Origin of the sequence: Colwellia sp. C1TZA3, from assembly GCF_007954265.1 — a bacterium.
Taxonomy (GTDB): domain Bacteria; phylum Pseudomonadota; class Gammaproteobacteria; order Enterobacterales; family Alteromonadaceae; genus Cognaticolwellia.
On the sequence record NZ_VOLS01000116.1, the window covers coordinates 1 to 3,489 of the forward strand.

The window sequence follows — 3,489 nt, forward strand, 5'->3', positions numbered from 1 at the left end:
GCTTTAACAATACTACCATCAATAAACGCCCATTCAAGATCAGGCTCATATTTTAATGACTTGAAAAGCCTCATTAAAACACCTTTCTTTGACCATAAATTAAAGCGTCTATATATTGCACTCCAATTACCAAATGACTTTGGCACATCACGCCAGGGGCAGCCTGTTCACATTCGATATAGAATCCCTTCCAAAGTATTTCTGTGTTGGGGCTTGTTATACACTCTATCTTTGAGCATTATGACGCTTAGTTTTGACCAGTGCTGGTCGTTAAGCATTGTTCGGGGCATGGTGATCTCGTGTTTTTGTTTTTGGCGAAATTATTATACGAGATCGCCTTTTTTAGTTCAAAATTCAATCACGAAAGATCAACAGCCCCTAAAAATATTGGATAAATTTATGAAATTATCTCGACAGCTGTTCATCCCGTTAGCACCTTTGTTGGCGGTGATTTTTTATTTCACCTTACAAGCTATTGGCTTAGATAGTAAGGCCTCTATCGCAGCAGCTATCACGCTATTAACAGTTATTTGGTGGGTCACAGAAGCACTACCTATTCCAGCCACATCATTAGTGCCTTTTGCTTTGTTACCACTTTTTGGCATTGTCGATCATAAAGTGGTCGCATCTGCCTTAGGTAGCCACGTGATTTTGCTCTTAATGGGCGCATTTATGCTATCAAAAGCCATTGAAAAAAGTGGTGCCCATGAGCGTTTAGCAGTTTACATGGTGCGCTTGGTTGGAGTTAATAGTGGCCGGCGAATGGTCTTTGGCTTTATGTTAGCCAGTGCACTTTTAAGCATGTGGATATCCAACACCGCCACAACCTTAATTATGTTACCTATTGCCTTAGCTATTTTGAAACATATTGATAATCAAAATCTTAAAGTAGCACTCATTTTAGGTATTGCCTATGCAGCAAGTGTGGGCGGTGTTGCAACCCCGATTGGTACGCCGCCTAATGTGATTTTTATGGGTATTTATGAAGAGCAAACCGGCATTGAGTTTGGTTTTTTAGAATGGATGAAAATTGGTGTACCTATTGTGGTAATGGCTATTCCAATTATGGCTTTTTGGCTAACCAGAAATGTTAAACTTGAACAAACGGTACATTTACCCGTGTTGGGGCCATGGCGCGTCGAAGAAACACGAACCTTGTGGATTTTTGGTTTAACTGCATTGGCATGGATTACACGTAAAGAGCCCTTTGGTGGTTGGAGTGGTGTTTTAGATATTGAGATAGCAGGCGATAGCACTGTTGCCTTATTTGCTGTGGTATTGATGTTTATTGTGCCCAATGGTAAAGGCTCACGTCTACTCGATTGGGACAGCGCTAAAACTATTCCGTGGGGAATGTTATTGCTATTTGCTGGCGGTATCGCGTTAGCTAAAGGTTTTGTTGCTTCAGGATTAAGTACTTTATTGGGGGAGTGGTTAGCATCATTTGCCAACTTACCAGCCATTATCATGATTGTTACTATTTGTTTAGTGGTGACTTACTTAACTGAAATAACCAGTAATACTGCAACAGCGACGTTATTGATGCCAATTTTAGCGGCAGCGGCTATTGCATCGGGTTATGATCCCAAAGTGTTAATGGTCCCTGCAGCGATATGCGCTAGTTGTGCGTTTATGTTACCCGTAGCGACAGCACCTAATGCCATCGCTTATGGAACAGGTGAAATTGAAATTAAAGATATGGTTAAAGAAGGAGCGGTGCTTAGCTTTATTATTTCTTGTTTAGTTGGCATCACTTGTTACTTGTTATTGCTTTAATCGCCATTGGCATCAAATGCAAATATTCGCGTTATTACCTTGGATTATAACGCGAGCATCATAAAAAACAGGCGGTTAAAACATTCTCTCTTTTTGCAAACGTGCCAATAAAACAATAGCAAACACAGCGCTATAAATACCAAATATAATTAGCATGACTTGTGGCATAGTAAAGCCTAAGAATTGCCAGTTAATATCACCACAGTCCCCCGTTGCTTCAAATAAAGCCGGTAACCATTGATGTAATGGCGCCCAAACTGGAAAGTTTGGAATAAATTCACAACTATATAAAAACGACATAGTCGTTGATTGCATATCGATATGCTCTAAAGCAATGATAAAGCCCCAAATAGCCCCTGTTGCCCATAAACCATAAGCGGCAAGGCGTATTAATATAAATTGACAACCTAAAGCCCCAATGACACCCGCTAAAAATATTCCCCAGATTGCAGTGCGTTGATAAATACACATAATGCAGGGCTCAAGTCCCATCACATATTGAAAGTAGAGTGCGATTAATTCAAAACATAAAGCACTAACTGCGAGCAATTGCCAAGCTCGTTGATTTAAAGATAATTGGTTTAAAAAATTCACAGCATATCACCCATGACTGGTTATTTTAGGACATTACTACATATGCTAACAATAATAAAAAAGCGCTACAAGAGCGCTTTTGTTAAATATTATATCAGCTTATAACTTATACAAATTTTGCTAGTGACCATTATGGACACTAGTTGAAGATTTAGTGCTGTGGTGCTAGTTCAGGTTTAAGTCATAAAAATACTGGGTGAAATTAGTTGGCTGACTGGTTCAAATCATTAGTAAACCAACAGTGGTTAAGACAATAGTACATGGCAACGCCATAATAACCATGCGACCGTAAAATAAACGAATTAATGATGTTAGTGCAGAGGTGAAAAATTAAAATTAACTATGCAAATTAACTAAAATTAACTAAATTAACTAAATTAACTATGCCACCCATGATAATTACAATAAATTAACTATGCCACCCATGATAATTACAAGTAATAATGACATGCTGACTGGTGTATTTCTAGCTTATTAAAATGCTCTTTTATTGAATAAATCGATCTTAGATACCGTTGGCCAGCCATAATTGCCAAACCATTGAATTTCAGCTGAGTTTACCCTATCACACTAAGATGACATAAGTTAACGGCTGATTAATAAATAATAAAGAGTGTTATGCGCTATTCAAAAACGCTTGAGCATTGGCTAATCCGTGTGTACGTTTTAAACCCACATGCTTACTAAATTTATTTAAGTGCTCAGCTGTACCGGCGGCTCCAGTGAAGACACATTCAAAATTATTCGTCAACTTTAACCAACTTTTATCACTCATGTGAAGTCTTGCGAGGATCTTTGCTGTTTTAGGGTTAATAACACCCGGTTTGTCGTCTCTAAATATACGCCCCGTTTCATCAACGAGTGTTAAGTAGTCTGGTAAACTAAAGCGAATACCCACTGCTTTGTTCTGGTGTTCATTACCCGTAAAGGGTAATAACGCCGTTGGTTGCTCACCTGTTATCGCGGCTTTGATGCGTAATTGAATACTGGTGAAATTTGACCGCTCTGGCGTCGCAGCAATACCGGCCCTTATGGGGTTTAAATCAACATAAGCCATGCAAGACAGTAGTGCCGATTCATCAAGCAGTGCCTGAGATTTAAAGCGTCCTTCCCAAGTGC

2 protein-coding genes and 3 pseudogenes are annotated in these 3,489 nt (G+C 39.2%); 1 reads left to right on the forward strand and 4 read right to left on the reverse strand.

Features of this window, described 5'->3' with window-relative positions; translation table 11 throughout:
* A pseudogene (locus tag ESZ39_RS17290) lies at nt 1-290 on the reverse strand (transposase); the annotation flags it as partial.
* Between the two features lie 109 nt (nt 291-399).
* Between ESZ39_RS17290 and ESZ39_RS17295 the strand changes: the two are divergent.
* Complete coding sequence (locus ESZ39_RS17295; protein WP_146881163.1) at nt 400-1,776, forward strand: SLC13 family permease; 1,377 nt, start codon at nt 400-402, stop codon at nt 1,774-1,776.
* 75 nt (nt 1,777-1,851) lie between these two features.
* Here ESZ39_RS17295 and dsbB read toward each other — a convergent pair whose 3' ends face one another.
* The 3 genes and pseudogenes from dsbB to ESZ39_RS17310 all read right to left on the reverse strand — a co-directional run.
* Nucleotides 1,852-2,370, reverse strand: coding sequence for a disulfide bond formation protein DsbB (dsbB, locus tag ESZ39_RS17300; RefSeq protein ID WP_146881164.1), 519 nt, complete (start codon nt 2,368-2,370; stop codon nt 1,852-1,854).
* Between the two features lie 219 nt (nt 2,371-2,589).
* A pseudogene (locus tag ESZ39_RS18285) lies at nt 2,590-2,685 on the reverse strand (hypothetical protein); the annotation flags it as partial.
* Between the two features lie 301 nt (nt 2,686-2,986).
* Nucleotides 2,987-3,489: pseudogene (locus ESZ39_RS17310) on the reverse strand (transposase); the annotation flags it as partial.

Excerpts from the sequence above, each read along its gene's own strand:
- ESZ39_RS17295 (WP_146881163.1), top strand. The coding sequence starts at position 400 with ATGAAATTATCTCGACAGCTGTTCATCCCGTTAGCACCTTTGTTGGCG.